Here is a 17,925-nt window from a genome sequence, read left to right on the forward strand (position 1 = left end):
GCGACACGATATATCTTAACAACATTGTAAAATTTAGTACTGTTATACCTAAGTTATTAAACATATATCTACTAAAAGACGGAAAAATTAAAAATAAACAAAGAAAAATTAAAGGTAGAAGTATTAAGTTATTAGGAATATGCTCTTTAGTTCCTAATACTGAAACTATACTTATAAAAGATAAAAATATTATTACGCTTCTATAAAACTTTATCATAACTAATACTTCCTATTCGCTAGATTAATTAAAGTATCTTTAATGCTATTTTGATGTAAACATAAATAGTTAATAGTTTTCTCAAGCTCTCCTTTTGGAGGCGTCGTTGTTTTTCCTCTATAAATTTTTTCATACACTTGTTCCGAATGAATTTCGTTTTCGTTTAGTAATTCTTCATATAATTTTTCTCCTGGACGAATTCCCGAAAATTCAATTTTTATTTCATCTTCAGATTTACCACTTAATCGGATTAAATTTCGCGCTAAATCAACTATCTTTACTGGTTCTCCCATATCAAGTACGAAGACTTCTCCACCTTGTGCTAATGCACCAGCTTGTAGTACTAGTCGTGATGCTTCAGGAATCGTCATAAAATAACGAGTCATATCTGGATGCGTCACTGTGACAGGTCCTCCAGCTGCAATTTGTTTTTTAAATAATGGAATAACAGATCCTCTTGAACCTAAAACATTTCCAAATCGCACAGCTACAAAATCTGTCTTACTATTTTCATCATTGAGACTTTGTACGACCATTTCAGCCATACGTTTAGATGCTCCCATGACATTTGGAGGATTTACAGCTTTATCAGTTGAAATCATGACAAATTTTCTTACACCAGTTTTTTTAGCTGCTGTTGCTACATTTCTAGTCCCAAGCACATTATTTTTAAATGCTTCAGTTGGATTGTATTCCATGAGTGGCACATGTTTATGTGCAGCTGCATGATAAATCGCATAGGGATGATACTTATCAATAATATCTTGAATACGTTCTCCATCTTGTACATCTGCAATGACTGGAATAATTTCAATATTATCTTTATACAATTTCGTTAGCTCTTGATAAATTAAATAAATACTATTTTCACCGTGTCCAAGTAATATCATTCTTTCTGGTTCAAATTTACATACTTGTCGACAAATTTCAGAACCTATAGACCCGCCGGCTCCAGTGACTAATATGGTTTTATGCGTTAATTCTTTTGAAATCATGGCCATATCTAACTCTACTGGTTCTCTTCCTAGTAAATCTTCAACTTCTACACGTTTTAATTGGTTAACCTCTAATTCTCCAGATAATACAGACTCTATACTTGGCATTTTGAAGATATCAACCCCAGTACTGTTACATAGATCAGTGATTTCTTTCAATCTAGATGGTGAAAGCGTAGGTATAGCAATGATAATTCTTTTAATTCGATACTTTTCTACTAGATTAGGAATATCTTCAATTGTGCCCTGTACTTTAACTCCTCCAGTAATAGCTAAATTACGCTTTTGTGGATCATCATCTACAGCTAAGACAGGTTCTAATCCCATATCGGGACTTCGTAACATTTGTCTTATTAATAGTGATCCACCGCGACCTGCGCCTACAATTAGTGTTGGTTTTTTCTTTTTCCGTTTTCCTACTAAAAAACCACGTGCGATTCTCCATGAAATTCTCGATCCTCCTATAAGAATCAGGTGCATCATCCATGTGATTAAATACAATCTAAAAAATGGTGGATGCCCTGTAAAAAGAGGTACAATAATTATTGTGGCAACAATTGAACATGTTACCGCTTCAACGATAATCAATAATTCATTCACGCTCGCATATTCCCAAGCGCGATGGTAAAGGTTAAATATGTATGCAAATACATGATGTGAAATCAGTAATATAATTGAAGTAAATATTAAAATTTTCTTTGAATAGCCTTCAAAATATGGCTCTAATATGCTGTAACAAATAAATACAGACAATGTTACAATAATTGAATCTATAATAATTAAAGTTAAAAGCCGTCCTCTTGCACTTAATTTATCCAACTTAACTCTCCTCACTTAGAATGTGAAATTTGATTAAAATAAATTAAAAAATTTTTTCTGTGTATATTCTTGAGTTGGCTGTTTTTTTGGTACATCTTCATTATCTATAATAAATTTCGCATTATTCATTAAATTATGAATGTCTTCATGATATTTTTTCAACTTTCTTTCTTCAAATAGACGATTCATAATGAAAGGTCTTTTTTCCACATGGTGTGCATCTGAGGCAACAAAATGTGTTAAGTTATTTTCAATCATATCTATACATTTTTTTTGCGTCTTCTTCCCATGATGCCCCATTAGTGAAGCCGTTGTTAACTGACTTAACGCTCCTGCATTAATTAATTCGTAAAGAACATCTAAATTGGCACTAATTTCTTTATTTCGTTCAGGATGCGCAATGATTGGCACATAGCCTTTCGATTGTAATTCAAAGAATAAACGTCCAGTATAATGAGGCACGTGCCCTGACGGTAATTCGATAAGTAAGTACTTAGAATGATTCAAACCAATAATTTGGTTATTCTCTAGTTGTGGTAAAATTTGGTCACTTATTCTTACCTCTTGTCCAGGATAGATATTAATTCCTATATCTTTAAATTCATCGATACTCAATACTTCATCCATTTTAGGTACGATGTCTTCATAATAATTATCAAATTGTGGACTTAAATGATGAGGAGTTGCGATAATATCTGTAACCCCTTCATCTTTAGCCTGCTTTAATAAGGCAAGTGTCTCTTCTTTGCTTTGAGATCCATCATCTAAACCTATAAGGATATGATTATGTATATCAATCATGATTTAGAATCCTCTCCATAATAATAATAATAATTAGAAGATTTTTCTTGAGCGGTTTTATTTAAAATTGCACCAATAACGTGTCCGTCTGCCTGTTCAACGAGTTGTTTAGCCTTTTTAACTTCATTTCGATTGTTTTTCTGAGCATCAATAATTAACACACAATTTGGCACATATTGTAAAAATACTTGTGCATCTGTAACAGAAATGATTGGTGGCGTATCAATTAAAATAAAATCGTATTCCTTTTGTAAATGTTCAAAAATCTTTTTAAACCTTTCAGAAGCTATTAATTCTGAAGGATTTGGTGGAACAGGACCAGATGACAATAAATCTAAATTCTTCACCCTTGTTGATCGAATTGATTTATCATAATCTGAGTTGCCAATAATTAAATTTGATAACCCATCATAATTTGACTCTTGAAAGTGATAATGTTGCGTAGGTTTACGCATATCTCCATCGATAATTAATGTTTTATATCCAGCTTGCGCATAAGTGATCGCAACATTCGCAGACACAATACTTTTCCCAGCTGCCGGTTTTTCTGAAGTAATCAATACACTTTTAATTTCTTCAGCATTTGAGAACATAATATTAGAACGTATACCCCTTAATTTCTCACTCACAATCGACTTAGGTTTATCTTCAACATACAAAGGTGTATTTAAAGCCTTTCTTTTCTCTTCTTTTCGCTTAGCCATAAATCTTTCTCCTTATTTTAGTTTTGGAATAGAACCTAGTACAGGAACATTCAATTCTTTTTCCACATCTTCTTCAGATTTAATACGTTTATCTAATATTTCTTTTAAAACAACTATTACTATTGCTATAACTAGTCCTAATAACAATCCACCTACTATATTAGTAGTCGTTTTAGGAGATACTTTCTTTGAAGTTCCATTTGCTTTTGAAAGAATCGTTACATTATCAACACTCATAATTTTTGGTATTTCTTTTTTGAAAACATTAGCTACATCATTAGCAATTTTTTCCGATTTCTTTTCACTATTTGCTCTCACACTAACATTTAAAATTTGCGATTCTGCTTCCGTATTAACTGAAATCATCTTACTTAATTTAGTAGACGAGTAATCTTTTTCTTTTTTTGCAACTTTATCTAGAATTCTTGGACTTTTTAAAATTTCTGAATATGTATTAACTAATTGAATATTACTTTGCACTTGTTGAGCCATCATATCTTTATCTTTTTCTTTTTGATTTACAAGTACTTGTGTCGAAGCTTCATATTTCGGTTGAGCTATCAAAAATGTGTAAGTTAAACTCAATAACAAAAAAATTATTGGTAAAATCAAAAATATCATCCAATTCTTTTTTATTATTTCCCATATTCTTGTAAAATCTAATGTATTTTCCATAACATCCTCCATTTTTTTAATTCATTAATCATTTTATATTTTTAAAAAGCTTTTTACAATATTATATAAAAGTATTTTCTATTTTTTCATAATTTTTAAATAAATCCTTACGTTCCATATTATTACTTTAATTTAAATAAATATTTAATATGATGTAAGTATCATATGAATGATTGTATTTTTCTTGACAATCAAAACTATTATATATTACAGATCAGACATTATTTGTCCTCAGTAATGATTTGCTTCGCATTAAATAAATTATATTCAACTTCATTTATTAAAATTTAATAATTTTTATGTCTATTTAAGACATATAAAAAGCCAAGAGATTTTCATTTAAGAAAACCTCTTGGCTACATTTATTAATATTCAATATTTGGCATTTCGTTTACTTTGTTTTGATATTTTTTGAAAGCAATATAGCCTACAAAACCAATAATAGTTGTAACTAAAAGTTTTTTCATTATTGTCACTCCTTTTAATTTTTAGCATACATTAGATTTGTTTTGTCAAAAAACAAGTCTAGACTAAATCTATTATACACTCATTTGGTATTATTTTTAAAGTCAATCGAACAAATTGCGTTATATTTATGTCATTTTAGAGAAGGGATTGACAATAATATTTAATTTTTCATCACAAATACACAAATATATATCGCAACAAACTCTAAGAAAGTAAAAAGATAAATATATTTTAAATTTAGCTTTTCTTTAAGTGGTACCTCCCAATGTGGATACTTACGTTCATAATATACATTTTGAACAAAAAACATTCCTAAACCTAATGGTACATAAGTAATCATATTTTTATACTTTGAATCTAACTCTATGTCACTAAGAAAATACTTAATTATTACTTGTAATATAATCACAATGACTAAGAGGAGTAGTATGCGAATCATTTTATTAATCGTACTCCTTTCACAAATAATATAAGAATGGCTTGTAATAATACCATAAGCATAATAAAAATAACACTTTTTAAATCGATGGCATCAAACACTTGATGCGTAATCGTTAATGGTCGTGTAATCAGATAAACTGTATGGAATCTTAAAAAACGTCCAACATATATGCCTATCCCATTTAGAAACATTAAACTCAGTACTAAGCATCGATTAAGCCATATATTAGAAGTAAAATGTTCTAAGCTGATAAATATAATGATCATACAATAGATTGCAAAAAAGACACCTGCCAGTAAATACGCAAACGCAAACCATTCAATTAAATTTAAACTGACTAAGAAATTGAATTTAAAATTATTAAGATGGATTAAGTCTGTAACCATATAGAACGTATTGGGAACTAATAGTATAAAAATAAATGCAAATACAATAAATAAAGGCCACTCTTTAGTTTCCTTTGGTTTAAATAACTTTAAAAGCAAGCAAAGCTCTAGAGGAATATAGGCTAAGAATAGATTTAATATCATAAAGTTAAGTATTCGCGGTACAAACAATGAAATAATAAAAAGCACTATAAAATAAATTCTTGCGATATAACGTGGTGCCACATTCTACACTACTTTCTTTCTATAAATGAAATAAGGTTAGAAAATTAAAACGCTAACATGTGATATCTTAACATTCTACTTTACTCTAACCTCTTCTATATTAAAACATATACTTTCGAATTGCATTATTTATGGCTATCGCAAAATGATCCATTGTTGATGTCCAATTTTTTCATTTTTTACGTGCTTTTAATAAATAACCGTTATGAGTGAAAAATATTTATTAACAGTCTAGTATTAATTCTAATTGAACGCCTTAATATTTTATATTGTAATCTACAATATTATTGGGTTTTATTACTGTCAAATATCCTATCGTACGTTGTACATTAACTGTAAATATCTTTAATTCTTTTGAAATAAGTTGAATTAACTTTTCATCTTTATTGATCATAGACAGTATATTTTCTCCTTAAAATTGTATAGAAACAGCTGAACTGTCGATGTACATCAGTTCAGCTTCTTTTTTAAGATTCTTTTTCATCTTTTAAATGTTTAATATCTTGAAAGCCTTCTCGATAATTCGATAATTCTTCCATAATCGCATACCAATCTTTTCCAACTTTTTGGAACGTTTGTTGCATTAATTTATCTTGTGCTTTATTTAATTTCTCTACTAATTTACTTCCTTTAGGTGTTGGAAATAATTGTTTTACTCTGCGATCTTCTTCAGATTGTTGTTCAATGATTAAGCCTTCTTCTTTTAACTTCTTCAATGTCGCGTGAGACCCTTGCTTTGATATTTCTAACGTGTTTAGTAACTGCTTAATCGTAATACCAGGCAATTTATTGATAAAAAATAAAAAGCGATGGTGTTGTCGACTCATATCATATTTTTCGATAATTTCATCTGCAGTCGTCACAAACGTTTTATAAGCGAAATAAAATAGCATGTGCTCATAATCATTTTTATTTCGATCCATATTCATTCGTTCCTTTTCAAAGACATTATTAATTATTATAGTAAATTTTCTAACGACTTTCATCAAAAGGTCAATAATATTGACTTTATTTATAACCAGGCTTATCCTATATATGTAAACAAAAGCAATATAAAGGTGGATTTGAATATGAAACAACGTGTAGGACAATATTTAATGGATGCAGTACATGAAGCAGGAGTCAATAAAATATTTGGTGTGCCAGGAGATTTTAACCTAGCATTTTTAGATGACATCGTAAGTCACGAAGGCGTTGAATGGGTTGGAACAACGAATGAACTAAATGGCGCTTATACCGCTGATGGTTACGCACGTATGAACGGACTAGGCGTACTCGTAACAACATTTGGTGTTGGAGAATTAAGTGCCGTCAATGGTATTGCAGGTTCATATGCAGAACGTGTTCCAGTCATTGCTATCACAGGCGCACCAACAAGAGCTGTTGAAAAGGCAGGCAAATATGTGCATCACTCTTTAGGTGAAGGACGCTTTGATAGCTATCGACACATGTTTGAACCGATTACAACAGCACAAGCCTATATCACGCTTGAAAATGCAACAACTGAAATCCCTAGAGTAATCAATGCAGCGCTTCAAGAACGTCGTCCAGTACACATTCACTTACCTATTGATGTGGCTATGTCAGACATTGAAGTTGAACAACCATTCAAAGTTGAAAACGCACCTCAACAAGATGTATCTCAATATATAGATATGGTGGCTGATAAATTACGTTCAGCTCAACAACCATTAATTATTGCAGGTCATGAAATCAATAGTTTTCATCTACATGATGAATTAGAACAATTTGTCAATAAAACGAATATTCCAGTTGTTCAATTATCGTTAGGTAAAGGGGCATTTAATGAAGAAAACCCACACTATATGGGTATGTATGATGGGGAAATTGCTAAAGATGACATTAAAGATTATGTCAATCATAGCGATGCTATTTTAAATATTGGTGCCAAATTAACTGATTCAGCCACTGCAGGCTTTTCATATCAATTTGATATTAACGACGTGGTCATGATTAATCATCGTCTATTTAAATTAAACGATACGAGTGATACAGAAATTGCATTGCCTGAATTCTTAGAAGCGTTAAGTACGATAGATTATACAAATAAACAGTCATTCCCTTCTTATCAACAACCAAAATTAGGTAACTATGAATTAACTGATGATACGTTAACTCAAGATATTTACTTTAAAATGATGCAAGATTTTATTGGCAACAATGACGTATTAATCGCTGAACAAGGGACATCCTTCTTTGGGGCTTACAGTTTAGCTTTACCTAAAAACATGTCATTTATTGGTCAACCTTTATGGGGGTCAATTGGTTACACATTACCAGCTACATTAGGTGCCCAATTAGCTAACCCACACCGTCGTCATATCTTATTAATTGGTGATGGGTCATTCCAATTAACTGTTCAAGAATTATCAACAATGATTCGCCAAGATATTAAACCTGTGATGTTCTTAATTAATAATGATGGTTATACTGTTGAACGTCTCATTCATGGTATGGAAGAGTCCTATAATGATATCAACATGTGGGATTACAAAGCATTACCCAACGTATTTGGTGGAGATAGCGTGAAAGTCCATGATGTTAAAACTTCAAAAGATTTAAAGGCTGTCTTCGATGAAATAAACGAAGATCAAGAACACATGCACTTCACTGAAGTGACGATGAAGTGGGATGATGCACCACAAACATTGCGAGATATTTCCAAAGCTTTTGCAAATCAAAATAAATAAACTGTATAACAGAAAAGCTTTTATATAGATAAATCAAAAGCGACTGTATGTGTCATTTACACATGTACAGTCGCTTTTTTTTATAAACTTTTTTCATTTAAAAATGTTCGATCGATTACATCTTTTGTAATATCCTGTAAATGTTTGATATTCCATTCACTGTCTGAATCATACTGTAGTCCATGTTTCTGTGCTAATTGTGGTGTGTAATCATCTAGATTGTAAATATTAAAATGTTGTCGTGTTTGTTTATTGGTAGGACGTGCTTGTTCGTAATGATTGACCATGCTTGTCCATTTAACATTGTCTAAATGTACACCTTTAGGTTCTTTTACTACATCGAAGTTTATCCTTCCTAACAATTGATTATTTTCATCTCCACTATACTGTCCATTTAAAAAATTACCTAAAGAATAGACTACCAACGTTTTATGATGATGGTTTTTTGCTTTAACCCACTTTACTGGTTGAATCACATGTGGATGCGTACCAATAACGACGTCTACGCCTTCATCTGCAAATAATTGAGCGTACTTTTTCTGTGTTTTATTTGGTGTATGGTGATTTTCATTTCCCCAATGTGCCGACACCATCACTACATCGCTTTGTTGTTTTGCCTTTCGTATATCCCGTTTAATAGTTGCTTCGTCAAACGTTTTTACTGTATATGGATAATTTGAGACCATATCATTTGTTCCATATGTATAACTTAATACACTGATTTTCACGCCATTTTTAGAAATGGTATGTACACGATTCGCCTCTTTTTTCGAATTGTATATTCCTGTAAACAATACGTTATGATCAAATTTTTCCCAAGTCTGTATATGATTTGTAACCCCTTGATCTCCTTGATCTAAGGAGTGATTATTTGCACCATTAATCACATCGAACCCTGTTGCAACAATGTCACTTGCTACCTGACTAGGTGTGTTGAATCGTTTAAATCCTGAAAATGGAATATCATCCCCACCAAGTGGAGACTCTTGATTGACAAAAGCTAAGTCAGGCCTAGCTATGTCTTTCTTTATATTAGAATACATTGGTTTAAAGTTATATGTACCATCTGAATATTGTGCATCATGATAGACGACAGGATGAATTAAATTATCTCCTACTGCCACAACGGAAACTTTTGTACTATTGTCCTCAACAAGCGCCATGCCACATATCAGCGAAAATACTAGAAAAATAACGATCGAGGTTATGTAATATCTGTACACTAAACTTACGCTCCTTATTGATTTAGAGTAGCTTCTTTTATATTCACGAAAAACCTAAAATAATTAATACTTGTCATTATTTTAAAATACTCAAAATAATAACTCAAATTAGTTTATGAATTAAAAAAAGTAAGAAATAGAAAAAGTATCTATTTCTTACTTTTTGGTTATCTATCCTTACTAGATGTATCAACATGTTTGATGGGTTGATCGATGGCATTCGCTAATTTGAAAGTTTAGTTTTAACTGTAGTGTTAATTGGTTACTTAACTTTATTCGTTGTAGGTATTGCTGGTTTTGTCTATACCATTTTAGCTATTCTTGCAATGAATAAAGGCGAAGATTTTGTTGTTCCATTTACGATTGAAATCATTAAATAAAACGAAATATCCCTTTGTGACGTATCATCACAAAGGGATATTTTTTTATTCCTCTACTAACCATTCAATGGTACGTGCAATGGCTTTGTCCCAAAAAGCATAATCATGTTCCCCAGGTCCTTCTTCATATTTATAATTGATACCTTTTTCATCTAAATATTTCATAAATCGTTGATTATCATCATATAAGAAGTCTTCTGTGCCACATTGAATAAAGAGTTCTGGAAGTGTTGCGTCTTTATCAACCGCTTCATCCACTAAGTGATAGGTATCTAACTCTGTACCTTTAATTTTTAAAGCTTCACCGGCAATGGCTTTGGGATCAAAGTCATTCCACTCAATATCGAGTAATGATTGTATATCACATACCGCTGACAATGGCGCTGCTTTAGAAAATAAATGACTTTGAGTTAAAGCGAATTTTATTGTTCCGTAACCCCCCATTGAATGACCTGCAATAAAATTATCTTCTCTTTTTTTAGATACTGGTAACACTTGATGTGCATAATTGTAAATTTCTAATATATAGTCATAGTAGCTATGACCAAAAGCCATATTCGCATAGCCACTGTGATCTGCATTCGGCATAATCACTGCTAACTGATGTGCTTCTGCATAACGTTCAATACTCGTTAGTCGCATATACGATGTCGCATCACTTGATAGACCATGGAGCAGTAATAACATTTTTAATGGTTTTACAGGTTCATGTTGTTTAAAAAAGCTATCGTCTTCTGGAACGATGGCTGTAAACGATTGATTCATCCCAATCGTAGGTGATTTATAATTAATAGTCATAAATGCCATATTGTTTCGTCCTTCCAATTTATAAGTATGATATCTATTTTACACTTTTTGTAGACTAATGGAATGTTTTTTAATATAAAAAGACGCTAGCCAAATGACTAACGTTTTTGATTATAACTTGTTTCACGTGAAAACATTATATATCTTCTCTAAATAAAGGTTGACTCATACATCTTGGACCTCCGCGACCACGTACTAATTCACTGCCTTTAATTTCAATCACTTTAATACCTTTGTCACGTAATAATTGATTAGAGACATAGTTTCTATCGTATGTCACCACAACGCCTGGGCGAATACATAATGTATTAGATCCATCGTTCCACTGTTCTCTAGCACCGTCTATGACATCTCCATTGCCAGTAGGTATCAATTCTACGTTATCTACACCTAATGCATTGGCTAACGTTTCTCGTAGCTGTCTAGAGTGTGTAATTTTAATATCATCTTTCATTTCATCTTGCTCAATTGTAAAGATATTCATGTGATTCTCTTCTTTAAAAATAGCTGCATGCACTGTAAATTTGTCATAATCAATCATTGTAAATACAGTATCTAGATGCATAAATGTACGACTATTAGGTATTTCAATCGCAAGTACTTTTTTAAATGTAGTATAGTCGTCTTTAAATATATTTCTTGCTAGTCGCTCAATGGCTTCAGCTGATGTACGTTCTGAAATACCGATAGCTAATACGTCTTTAGAAAGCACAAGCTCGTCTCCGCCTTCGATGTTAAACGGTGATGTACGATCAAGCCACACTGGTATATCTGCATCTTTAAAACGTGGATGATATTTTAGAATATATGTCATAAAAATAGATTCACGACGTCTTGCGCGCCAATACATACGATTGATCGACATACCTCTACCAATACTCGCTTGTGGATCACGTGTAAAATATAGATTAGGCATTGGATCTAAATAAAATGGATAACGATCGTTTAAATATTCAACGAGATGCGTTGTTTCAAGTTGAATTTCTTCTTTTCTTATACCTGCCATTACTTTTTCAATCAGTGCTTGATTGGATAGCTTTGAAAAATAATCTTTAATTTCTTTCTCATGACCTAAAATTGTTTTTTGAGATTCTGATAAAATATCATCAATCAATTGCTGTCTTATATCTTCATTTTCAATCGCTTCAGCAGCAAGTTGTTCTAGATAAACGACTTCTACCCCTTCACTTCTAAGTGTTTCTGCAAATTGATCATGCTCTTCTTGCGCCACTTTTAAATACGGAATATCATCGAATAATAGTCCACTTAAATGGTCAGGCACTAAATTTTCTAATTCTTTACCTGGACGTTTTAAAAGTACTGTTTTTAATGTACCGATTTCATTATTAACTTGAATTGGCCCCTTTGTCATTTGTATTCCTCCTTCAAGTAAATGGTATATTGATATGTCATTATCATGGAGTAGCGGTTCAAAATATACATTTCATGTATATAGTTCTATCGTAGCATTAAATGTTAATTTCCAATAATAAAATCTTTTAATTATTGATTAAAAGAGGATTTTAAAATTTCAACTTGAAATAGCTTTATATAATCATTTAATATTTATTCGCCTATGTGTATAAAAAATGATTGAAGCGAATACGTTCACTTCAATCACCCATTTAATTCATTGCTTGTTGTACTGTACTATAGCCTAATACGACTCTATCTACTTTACCTTTATTAACATCAAACCAAACTGTCATACCATTTTGTTTAGGTTGATAGTAATAAATACCTGTTGTGTTGTTGTTACCATTATCAATTTTTTGTAGCTCTTTACTATATACTTTTTTAAGTTGTGTTAATGAAAGTTGACCTTTGACTTCCATATCTAATAACGAGGCAGTTTTACCATCTTTAGATACATTTCTGAAGTATTGATCATATTTCAATACCGATTTATTAGATGTTGTCGATTTAATTTTAATGCCATTAAATTTAACATTTTCAGCTTTAATCGCATTTTTAAAATGTTTATCTAATACGAATGAAGCATTTTGACCCGCATAACCATCATAGTTGTAATATGATGACGTTGCTGCGTGGGCAGTCGGTTGTTGAACAAGTGCACCTGTGACGCTAGCACCTAATAGTGTACTAAACGCTATTGTCGTAGCTATACATACTTTTGTTATCTTTTTCATATGCGTCTTCCTCTTTCTCTTTAAACTACTCATATCATACTTCATTACTCTTATCTATACAATCTTTATAGTAATTAGCTATCTATTTAAATATTTTTTTATAAAATTGTGGTATACTATAATTAGGAGTAATAGTCCTATTCACTCCTTCACAAAATGTTATATTACATAACAATACTAGGCCACGAGTTTACTTCCCCTTTGTTAAACTTGTGGTCTTATGATATATAAATTCATTATTTTAATTTTTAAATATAAAATTTATTTATATTATAAGAAATCACTTCAAAAACGCGAACGTATGTTCTATAATATAATCGAGGTGGTTTTAATGATTCCTGATCAATACAAACATGAAACAGATTATCGCAACATTCCTAGAGAATATTTAGACACTAACATCCCACAAGGACGTGGCATGATTAAGTGGGCACCTTTTGCAGTGATGCCTGAACAGTATGAACGCATAAATGCTTTTATAGAAAATCAAAATAAAATAACAATGCCCTCTTTGTCGGATGATCAATTCAATATTCTGAATCAACGATTAATTGAAAAATATACAACGCATCAACTCGCTATGATTAGTTATTTTAGAAATGGTACGATTCATTCTATTGCAGCTTATATTAAACGTATTGATACTTTAAAGCGGTATATTACAATTAGTAATGAAAATGGCTCACAAACAATGCAACTCAAATTTGCAGTATTATGTTACATTGAATAATAAAAAAGAGCGGAAATTGAACTCAATTCCGCTCGTATTTATCATTTATTTACTTGTTGTGACACCTTCATACCCAATATCTACTTCTACTGTTCTTCCATGTGTGATAACAAAAGAAACAATTAATCCATCTTTCTTAGGTTGATATTCGAAAATACCACTTTTTTTATCACTTGGAGTACCTTTTACTTTTTTAAAATCTGAGCCATACGCTTTTTTCAATTGATTATATGTCAAATCCCCTTTAACACTAAATTGAACTTTATTCGCCTTCTTGCCATCTTTACTTACACCAGTAAATGTTTGGTTATATTTTTCAAGTTTTTTATTACTATGCACTTTTTCAAATTTGATTCCATTCATTGTTACATTTCCATATTTAACTGCTTTAATAAACTGTTTATTTGTTACAAATTTTGCGTCTTTATCTACATACCCGTTATATACATAATATGGTTTTGTAGCTGCATGCGCTGTATCCTCGATTGGTAAAACAGTTGTACTTACGCCTAACACTGTCCCAAATGCTAAAGTAACTGATGCTATAGATTTAACTATTTTATTCATGATTGTCCTTCTTTCTCTAATGGATTTTTATTTCACTATTATTATCTCATACTCTTTATCTTAATTCACTGTACTTTAGATGTATCTATCACAGAATTATGTGAATAAAATGTAATATGATTGGGTTATATAAATACTTCCTATTTGTTGAACTTTGATTATAATAAACTAAAGAAATGAATTAAAAATGGAGGACTATCATTTGAAAAAAATATTAGCAACTATAGTCATTATATTACTTGTTGTGGCATTAGGATGCTCAATCTTTTTTGCAGCCACTCATTCCAATCAATCCGACTCAAATCAAACACAATCTACTAAAAAGAAAGATAAAAAAGAAACTACTGCTGAAAGTCATACAGTTCAATCTAATGAAACAAGTCAGTCTGACAATGGCACCACTGCGCAATCTGAGTCAACAAGTCAATCAATACAAGAGGACCAACAAGCGACACAACGTCACTCTACTGTTCAAACTACACAGCCAAAAACAAGTGAATCATCAACTACGTCACAATCACAACATCGTTCAGAAAGTAACACGTCAAAACAACCCACATCTCAAAGCACAGAAGAAAAACCATCTTCAGAGCAAACATCAACTGAACAACCCTCAACAGAACAAAAACCTTCATCACAACAAAGCACGCAGTCTTCAACTGAAAGTCACACTAATCGTAGTAGTGAATCTAATAACAAATCTAATTAAAAATAATAGCCTGACTGATAATGATGTTTCATTATCAATCAGGCTCTTTTATTTTCTATTCTGTTACTTTACTTTCTTCTACACGTTTTGCAATTTTAGTCATAATTGGATCTAAGAATGGTTTAGCAATAAATCCAATTAAGAAGAAACCAAGACCGAAGAGCCCAAATATAATTAATTTTGTAATTAAGATTTCTGGTACAATACCACCTACAACTTCACGTAAACAATCAATTAAGTACGTAAATGGTAAGTAAGGTGAAATGTTTTGGAAGAACTTAGGTAGTGTAACTACTGGGAAGGTACCGCCACCGCCTGCAATTTGTAATACTAAAAGAATGATGGCTACCGCTTTACCTGGGTTACCCAATATAGATACACACGTATAAACAATGGTATTAAACACAATTGCACCAAATAATGCAACGAGTACAAAGAGCAATGGTGATTCTACTTGCGCATGAAGTAAGAATAAGTCACCTGTTGTAACAATGAGGGTTTGTAATACACCCATCAAGATAAAGAACATTCCTTTACCAAGATATTCTTGCCGTTTCGTTAACTGATCTGCTAATTCTTCATGTTTGTTATGCACAGTTAATAAACTTACTAATAATAAGGCACCTACCCAAATAGATAATGCTGTATAGAATGGTGTCATCCCTGAACCATAATCTCTGACTGGGAAAACATCAACAGTTTTCTTATTAATTGGGTTTGCGATAACATCTGCTTGTTTTTTCAAATCATTTTTTAGACTATTAACCAGCTTATCTACTGCATCGTCATCGTCCAATTGATTGAATATATCATTAGCCTTATTTAAATCTCTTTCGATGCCAGGTAATTTTGTTTGTGCAAAGTTCGCTAAATTCGCTAAAGCTTCTTTTGCTTTTGGTTGATTCTCATCTAATAAATCTACTGCATTATCATACTTATCAAATAATGTTGGTAAGTTAGCATTAACAGTAGCTGTTGCATTCGCAAGACGTTGTTCTAAATCAGGTAAATCATTACGTACAAAGTCTGCAGCTTTTGCTACATTTTTTCTTACTGTTGGGAAGTAATTTTTAGCAGTTTGAGTTGCTTCAATATATCCCGCTTCAAGTGATGGTAATTCACTTTGAAGTGTTGCAATACGAGTTTGACCATTACCTACAATATCTTGACCTGCTTGAATCACTTGATTAATCGTATTTAATTTAGATTGCACATCTGATAATACAACTTGGCCTTCACTTAATTGTTTTGTAATATCATTAGAAACTACAAGTAAACGATGATTTAAATTATCTTTAATGTAATCTCTATAACTACCTAAACCAGAATTTAAAGCTGGCAAGCTTCTTAATACATTAATAGACTCCGCACTACCTTTACCACCACTTGATAATGCATCAATCAATTGGTTAGTAGAACGTAACGTATCATTAATACGGTTATTGGTACTTTCGATTCGTTTAATTTGTGGTGCTAAATTCACATGTTCACGTTGTTGTAATTCTTTTAATACATCAATCAATTGTTGATTGTATTTTGAAGTGTTTTCTAAACGTCCTTTAATATTTCGAAGCATGTCATTATATTCTGTTGGACGATTAGAGGCAATAACACCATACGTTATATCTCTTAATGCTTTTACATCAGATTGTGATGCCTTAGCTTGCTTATCCGCATTTGAAGATAATGCAAGTAATGCTTCAGCAAGTCCACTATTCATTGATTTAACATCTTCATTCGAAAGAATCTGACCATTAGGTAATTGATCATTATTCGAACTATTACTTAGTTTTTGAATCGTATATTGAGGCATACCGTTGTCATTAGTTGTCGCACTTTGTTGTCGTAAATTATTATTCACATTACCATTAACGGCTTGTGCTCGCCTAGTTGCCTCTTGATAATCCCCAACACGTTGTTTAGCCATACCTAAATAACCTTGTGCATCGTTAAGTTGTTGATTCGCTAAGTCTAATCCTTGACTCGCAATCTCTACCCCTCTATTAATTTTAGGGAATGTCTGAGGAATATCATCTGCTGCTACATTCACTAATTTCTGAATGTTAGGCATATATTCATTCAATGCGAGAATTAGTTTCGCTTTTTGATTTAAAGAAGGAATCGCTGCATTGACGTCATTTAATTTTTGTTGAGCATTTAAAATATCATCTTTATAGTTATCTAAATCACGGAATTGATTCGCATATTGATCAAGCTGATCTTGATGATCATTAAGATAAACAATTCTATCTGCAATTTTATTCAATTTAGGTAAAGATTGATGGGCAGCATAGACTGCATTTTTAATTTTATCGATAGTTGGTACTTCGTCTTCAATTTGAAGACCTACTTTATTTGCTTCTTTCAATAATGCTTTCGTTACAGTAGTATTAAATTGTTTATTGGCTTCATCAACAATAATTGTCGAACCGGTATCAGTCATTTTAGGGGCGACAGCATTAATTTTTTGGTTCACTTTATATGTAATATCTGCTTTTTCCGGATGTTTACGAAGTGTTCCCGTAATTTGATGTGTAAATTTCTTAGGTATATAAATTCCTGCATAATATTTACCCATTCGTATTTCATGATCTGCTTTCTCCCGACTGACAAATTGCCAATCAAATTTATCATTGTTCTTCAATGTGTCTTCGAGCGTATTACCTACATTAATTTTCTTACCTCGAATTTTATCGCCTTGGTCTTCGTTTACAACTGCCACTTTAATATGACCTGTATTACTATATGGATCCCACATTGCCCATAAATTAAACCATGCGTAAAATGAAGGTAAAATTGCCAAACCGCCTAGAATTACCCAAGCAGCAGGTGTTTTAGCGACACGCTTTAAGTCTGTCAAAAATAGTTTAAACGCGTTCTTCATTTTCACTCTCCTAAAAATGAAATATTAAGAAT

General features: G+C 31.7%; 17 protein-coding genes and 1 pseudogene. 4 read left to right on the plus strand and 14 right to left on the minus strand.

Translation table 11 applies throughout. The annotated features are described in order from the left end of the window. Window positions 1-219: 219 nt before the first annotated feature. The 8 genes from HMPREF2953_RS09700 to HMPREF2953_RS09730 form a co-directional block, all read right to left on the minus strand. Complete coding sequence (locus HMPREF2953_RS09700) at window positions 220-2,031, minus strand: polysaccharide biosynthesis protein (protein WP_070673103.1); 1,812 nt, start codon at window positions 2,029-2,031, stop codon at window positions 220-222. A 33-nt stretch (window positions 2,032-2,064) separates the two neighbouring features. Next, window positions 2,065-2,832, minus strand: coding sequence for a tyrosine-protein phosphatase (locus HMPREF2953_RS09705; RefSeq protein WP_070673105.1), 768 nt, complete (start codon window positions 2,830-2,832; stop codon window positions 2,065-2,067). After that, on the minus strand, window positions 2,829-3,536 hold the full coding sequence (locus tag HMPREF2953_RS09710; RefSeq protein WP_070673107.1) for a polysaccharide biosynthesis tyrosine autokinase: 708 nt from the start codon (window positions 3,534-3,536) through the stop codon (window positions 2,829-2,831). The genes HMPREF2953_RS09705 and HMPREF2953_RS09710 overlap by 4 nt, the downstream gene beginning before the upstream one ends. 12 nt (window positions 3,537-3,548) lie before the next feature. After that, complete coding sequence (locus tag HMPREF2953_RS09715) at window positions 3,549-4,211, minus strand: Wzz/FepE/Etk N-terminal domain-containing protein (protein WP_070673110.1); 663 nt, start codon at window positions 4,209-4,211, stop codon at window positions 3,549-3,551. 365 nt (window positions 4,212-4,576) lie between these two features. Beyond that, window positions 4,577-4,678: an SE2200 family small protein gene (locus tag HMPREF2953_RS11145; RefSeq protein WP_017175470.1), complete on the minus strand. Its 102-nt coding sequence runs from the start codon at window positions 4,676-4,678 to the stop codon at window positions 4,577-4,579. A gap of 436 nt (window positions 4,679-5,114) precedes the next feature. Then, on the minus strand, window positions 5,115-5,732 hold the full coding sequence (locus tag HMPREF2953_RS09725) for a DUF1361 domain-containing protein (protein WP_070673114.1): 618 nt from the start codon (window positions 5,730-5,732) through the stop codon (window positions 5,115-5,117). Window positions 5,733-5,988: 256 nt separating this feature from the next. Continuing rightward, window positions 5,989-6,126 (minus strand): hypothetical protein, encoded by a 138-nt coding sequence (locus tag HMPREF2953_RS11525; protein ID WP_176746049.1) that lies wholly within the window; start codon window positions 6,124-6,126, stop codon window positions 5,989-5,991. Between the two features lie 73 nt (window positions 6,127-6,199). After that, on the minus strand, window positions 6,200-6,655 hold the full coding sequence (locus HMPREF2953_RS09730; protein ID WP_002488195.1) for a MarR family winged helix-turn-helix transcriptional regulator: 456 nt from the start codon (window positions 6,653-6,655) through the stop codon (window positions 6,200-6,202). A gap of 147 nt (window positions 6,656-6,802) precedes the next feature. Between HMPREF2953_RS09730 and HMPREF2953_RS09735 the strand changes: the two genes are divergently transcribed. Then, window positions 6,803-8,443: an alpha-keto acid decarboxylase family protein gene (locus HMPREF2953_RS09735; protein ID WP_070673116.1), complete on the plus strand. Its 1,641-nt coding sequence runs from the start codon at window positions 6,803-6,805 to the stop codon at window positions 8,441-8,443. Window positions 8,444-8,523: 80 nt separating this feature from the next. Here the strand turns inward: HMPREF2953_RS09735 and HMPREF2953_RS09740 are convergent, their stop codons facing one another. Beyond that, window positions 8,524-9,606 carry a CapA family protein gene (locus HMPREF2953_RS09740; protein ID WP_083310600.1) on the minus strand — a complete coding sequence of 361 codons (1,083 nt, stop codon included), beginning with the start codon at window positions 9,604-9,606 and terminating at the stop codon, window positions 8,524-8,526. 305 nt (window positions 9,607-9,911) lie between these two features. On the opposite strand from HMPREF2953_RS09740, the pseudogene HMPREF2953_RS09745 reads away from it, so the two are divergent. Further along, a pseudogene (locus HMPREF2953_RS09745) lies at window positions 9,912-10,046 on the plus strand (DUF4870 domain-containing protein); the annotation flags it as partial. 45 nt (window positions 10,047-10,091) lie between these two features. Here the strand turns inward: HMPREF2953_RS09745 and HMPREF2953_RS09750 are convergent. From HMPREF2953_RS09750 to HMPREF2953_RS09760, 3 genes are all read right to left on the minus strand, one after another. After that, window positions 10,092-10,853 carry an alpha/beta hydrolase gene (locus HMPREF2953_RS09750; protein WP_070673121.1) on the minus strand — a complete coding sequence of 254 codons (762 nt, stop codon included), beginning with the start codon at window positions 10,851-10,853 and terminating at the stop codon, window positions 10,092-10,094. Window positions 10,854-10,989: 136 nt separating this feature from the next. Next, window positions 10,990-12,225 carry an arginine deiminase gene (gene arcA / locus HMPREF2953_RS09755; RefSeq protein ID WP_070673123.1) on the minus strand — a complete coding sequence of 412 codons (1,236 nt, stop codon included), beginning with the start codon at window positions 12,223-12,225 and terminating at the stop codon, window positions 10,990-10,992. A 253-nt stretch (window positions 12,226-12,478) separates the two neighbouring features. After that, complete coding sequence (locus tag HMPREF2953_RS09760) at window positions 12,479-13,003, minus strand: immunodominant staphylococcal antigen IsaB family protein (RefSeq protein WP_070673125.1); 525 nt, start codon at window positions 13,001-13,003, stop codon at window positions 12,479-12,481. A gap of 331 nt (window positions 13,004-13,334) precedes the next feature. Between HMPREF2953_RS09760 and HMPREF2953_RS09765 the strand changes: the two genes are divergently transcribed. Next, window positions 13,335-13,733 (plus strand): YolD-like family protein, encoded by a 399-nt coding sequence (locus HMPREF2953_RS09765; protein ID WP_070673127.1) that lies wholly within the window; start codon window positions 13,335-13,337, stop codon window positions 13,731-13,733. A gap of 45 nt (window positions 13,734-13,778) precedes the next feature. Here HMPREF2953_RS09765 and HMPREF2953_RS09770 read toward each other — a convergent pair whose 3' ends face one another. Next, complete coding sequence (locus HMPREF2953_RS09770) at window positions 13,779-14,300, minus strand: immunodominant staphylococcal antigen IsaB family protein (RefSeq protein WP_070673129.1); 522 nt, start codon at window positions 14,298-14,300, stop codon at window positions 13,779-13,781. A 202-nt stretch (window positions 14,301-14,502) separates the two neighbouring features. Here HMPREF2953_RS09770 and HMPREF2953_RS09775 point away from each other — a divergent pair, with 202 nt between their 5' ends. Next, window positions 14,503-15,009: a hypothetical protein gene (locus HMPREF2953_RS09775; RefSeq protein ID WP_070673131.1), complete on the plus strand. Its 507-nt coding sequence runs from the start codon at window positions 14,503-14,505 to the stop codon at window positions 15,007-15,009. 55 nt (window positions 15,010-15,064) lie between these two features. On the opposite strand, the gene HMPREF2953_RS09780 is transcribed toward HMPREF2953_RS09775, so the two are convergent. Beyond that, the gene (locus tag HMPREF2953_RS09780; protein ID WP_002488243.1) at window positions 15,065-17,893 is read right to left on the minus strand and encodes a YhgE/Pip domain-containing protein; all 2,829 of its coding nucleotides are present in this window, start codon (window positions 17,891-17,893) and stop codon (window positions 15,065-15,067) included. Between the last annotated feature and the right edge of the window lie 32 nt (window positions 17,894-17,925).

The organism is Staphylococcus sp. HMSC072E01, from assembly GCF_001814125.1.
GTDB classification, from domain to species: domain Bacteria; phylum Bacillota; class Bacilli; order Staphylococcales; family Staphylococcaceae; genus Staphylococcus; species Staphylococcus hominis.

Coding starts and splice junctions, on each gene's coding strand:
- HMPREF2953_RS09740 (WP_083310600.1), bottom strand. CDS start 9,606: ATGGCGCTTGTTGAGGACAATAGTACAAAAGTTTCCGTTGTGGCAGTA.
- HMPREF2953_RS11145 (WP_017175470.1), bottom strand. CDS start 4,678: ATGAAAAAACTTTTAGTTACAACTATTATTGGTTTTGTAGGCTATATT.
- HMPREF2953_RS09715 (WP_070673110.1), bottom strand. CDS start 4,211: ATGGAAAATACATTAGATTTTACAAGAATATGGGAAATAATAAAAAAG.
- HMPREF2953_RS09710 (WP_070673107.1), bottom strand. CDS start 3,536: ATGGCTAAGCGAAAAGAAGAGAAAAGAAAGGCTTTAAATACACCTTTG.
- HMPREF2953_RS09735 (WP_070673116.1), top strand. CDS start 6,803: ATGAAACAACGTGTAGGACAATATTTAATGGATGCAGTACATGAAGCA.
- HMPREF2953_RS09705 (WP_070673105.1), bottom strand. CDS start 2,832: ATGATTGATATACATAATCATATCCTTATAGGTTTAGATGATGGATCT.
- arcA (WP_070673123.1), bottom strand. CDS start 12,225: ATGACAAAGGGGCCAATTCAAGTTAATAATGAAATCGGTACATTAAAA.
- HMPREF2953_RS09765 (WP_070673127.1), top strand. CDS start 13,335: ATGATTCCTGATCAATACAAACATGAAACAGATTATCGCAACATTCCT.
- HMPREF2953_RS09760 (WP_070673125.1), bottom strand. CDS start 13,003: ATGAAAAAGATAACAAAAGTATGTATAGCTACGACAATAGCGTTTAGT.
- HMPREF2953_RS09770 (WP_070673129.1), bottom strand. CDS start 14,300: ATGAATAAAATAGTTAAATCTATAGCATCAGTTACTTTAGCATTTGGG.
- HMPREF2953_RS09750 (WP_070673121.1), bottom strand. CDS start 10,853: ATGGCATTTATGACTATTAATTATAAATCACCTACGATTGGGATGAAT.
- HMPREF2953_RS09730 (WP_002488195.1), bottom strand. CDS start 6,655: ATGGATCGAAATAAAAATGATTATGAGCACATGCTATTTTATTTCGCT.
- HMPREF2953_RS11525 (WP_176746049.1), bottom strand. CDS start 6,126: ATGATCAATAAAGATGAAAAGTTAATTCAACTTATTTCAAAAGAATTA.
- HMPREF2953_RS09780 (WP_002488243.1), bottom strand. CDS start 17,893: ATGAAGAACGCGTTTAAACTATTTTTGACAGACTTAAAGCGTGTCGCT.